2 protein-coding genes are annotated in these 2,713 nt (G+C 34.4%); one reads left to right on the top strand and one right to left on the bottom strand.

Annotation, left to right across the window (positions count from 1 at the left end):
• A partial coding sequence (locus CI949_RS19545) for a DEAD/DEAH box helicase (protein ID WP_290769533.1) occupies positions 1-1,017 on the bottom strand: 1,017 nt, incomplete at its 3' end.
• A 526-nt stretch (positions 1,018-1,543) separates the two neighbouring features.
• Between CI949_RS19545 and CI949_RS19540 the strand changes: the two genes are divergently transcribed.
• A partial coding sequence (locus CI949_RS19540; protein WP_365942011.1) for a glycine betaine/L-proline ABC transporter ATP-binding protein occupies positions 1,544-2,713 on the top strand: 1,170 nt, incomplete at its 3' end.

Here is a 2,713-nt window from a genome sequence, read left to right as displayed (position 1 = left end):
TTTTCCTGCTCTACCTGTACGACCAATTCTGTGGACGTAATAGTCAGTATCCTGAGGTAAATCATAGTTAAATACTGCTTCAACATCTTCTACATCAATACCCCGGGCGGCAACATCTGTAGCAACCAGAACTTCTATAATTCCATTTCTAAATTTATTCATTACTCGATCACGCTGATTTTGATTTAAACCACCATGGATGGCATCAGATAAGTAACCGCGTGCCTGAAGTTTAATATTTAAATCATCTACCATTCTTCTGGTATTACAGAAAACGATAGCCAGTTCTGGACTGCTTAAATCAAGAATTCTAGTTAAGGCTTTAAGTTTATCGTTTCGTCTAATCTCATAATAATACTGATCAATAGAAGGTACAGTTAATTTTTCATGAGCAACTCTCAAAAACTCCGAGTTATTCTGATATTTTTTGCTCAATTTTTTTATTGACTGAGGGATAGTTGCAGAAAAGAAGAGAGTCTGTCTATCATCTGGAATGTCTCTTAATACAGTTTCTATATCATCAATAAAGCCCATATCTAACATAACATCAGCTTCATCAAGCACAAAATAATCTATATTGTCCAGTTTTAAAGTTTTACGACGAATATGATCCATTACTCTACCAGGAGTACCAATAACAATCTGAACTCCTTTATTTAAGGCTTTAATTTGTCTGCCAATTGACTGACCACCATAAATAGGGAGAGTATAAATCCTCTTTTTATATTTTGCCAGCCTTTTTAATTCTTCTGATACCTGAATGGCAAGTTCTCTTGTAGGACAGAGTATAATTGCCTGAGGATCTTTATTGTCAGCATCCATTTCTTCTAAAAGAGGGATACCAAAGGCTGCTGTTTTACCAGTACCTGTTTGAGCCTGTCCAACAATATCTTTACCATTAAGTATTGCCGGGATAGCATTAGTCTGGATCGGTGTAGTTTCCTCAAAACCCATTTCTTCAACTGCTTTTAAAATTTCATCTGATACATCTAATTCATTAAATTTAATCTTTTGCAAATTAACTTCCACTTCCTTTTTTATTATATTCTTATACTAAATCTACCAACCACACAATTTTCTTAACAAATAATACTGCATCAGGTTGATAAATCTATACTTATACGTAGACGCTAAAAAACCCTGACTACATTTATATAGTCAGGGCTTAGTTGCTATATTATCTATTAAGTTATAAAATATTAATTTTTTAGTCAGCTCTCTTAGTATATCTCAGGCAGAAGTTAAAGTCAAATGATTCAGTCTGTAATTAATTGGCTGCCCTTATAATTAAATAAATTAGAAATATAAAGATAATTTTTAATTTAACCGTTAGTTTGACAGACAGGACTTAGTTTGTTATTCTTTTATAGAAGTTAGCAAGTAGGTTAATTTTATCCTGGGTTATTATCAGCGAGGATGTTGTGCTGATAACAACTAATCATAATTTTGAATATATGGTTTAGAATTTGTTCGCAAAGAACATCTTCTAAACCTTTTTTTGTGTCAGATTAATTTTAACCAAAAATAAAATAGAGAGGTGAAAATATTGAAAATAAAAGCAAAAAATCTCTATAAGATTTTCAATGGTAATGGTCAGAAAGAAATTGAACTGCTCAAAGATGGTATGAGCAAAAATGATATTTTAGAAAAGACTGGGGCTACTGTTGGAATCAATAAGGCCAGTTTTGAAGTTGAAGAAGGAGAAATATTTGTAATCATGGGGCTCTCCGGCAGTGGTAAATCAACACTATTACGCTGTATTAACAGATTGGTAGAACCGACTTCTGGATCAGTTGCGGTTGATGGGACAGATATTATGGATCTAAATAAAGAAGAGCTGAGGGAGTTTAGAAAAGAAAAGTTCGGAATGGTTTTTCAGCATTTTGCTCTTTTCCCATACAGAACTGTTTTAGAAAATGCTGAATTTGGTTTAGAAATTGAAGGTGCAGATAAGAAAACAAGAAAAGAAAAGGCGATGACTGCTCTTAATCAGGTTGGTCTGGAGGGTTATGAAGACCAAATGCCGGATCAGCTCAGTGGTGGAATGCAGCAGCGGGTTGGACTTGCCCGGGCACTGGCAGTTGATACTGATATACTGCTGATGGATGAGCCTTTTAGTGCTTTAGACCCGCTGATTAAAAAAGATATGCAGGATAAACTGCTGGAGCTATATGAACATATAGATAAAACAATTGTTTTTATTACTCATGATCTGGATGAAGCATTAAAACTTGGTGATAGAATTGCTATCATGAAAGATGGAGAAATTGTCCAGGTAGGAAATCACGAAGAGATTTTGACAAATGCTGAAAATGATTATGTGGCAGAATTTGTTCAGGATGTTAATCGTTCCCGTGTTTTAACAGCGGAAGATATTATGGATAAGCCAGAAGCTGTATTATATAAGCAGGATGGCCTGAGAACTGCTCTACACAAAATGCGTCATAATGAACTAAGTAGTATCTTTGTTCTGGGAGAGAATAGAAAATATAGAGGCATAGTTACAATTGAAGATGTGGTAGAATCAATTAATAAAAACAAAGAAAACCTTGATGAGATCATAAAGGATGTGCCTCTGGCAGAACCTGAAGAAAGTGTTAATGATCTATTTTCAAAAATTGCAGATATTGACACACCACTGCCAGTGCTAGATGAGAATAAGAAACTAAAAGGAATTATTGTCAAAACACATGTAGTAGCCAACCTTGCTTCC

Source organism: Halanaerobium sp., from assembly GCF_003070835.1.
This window is presented reverse-complemented; position numbering and strand designations above follow the sequence as displayed.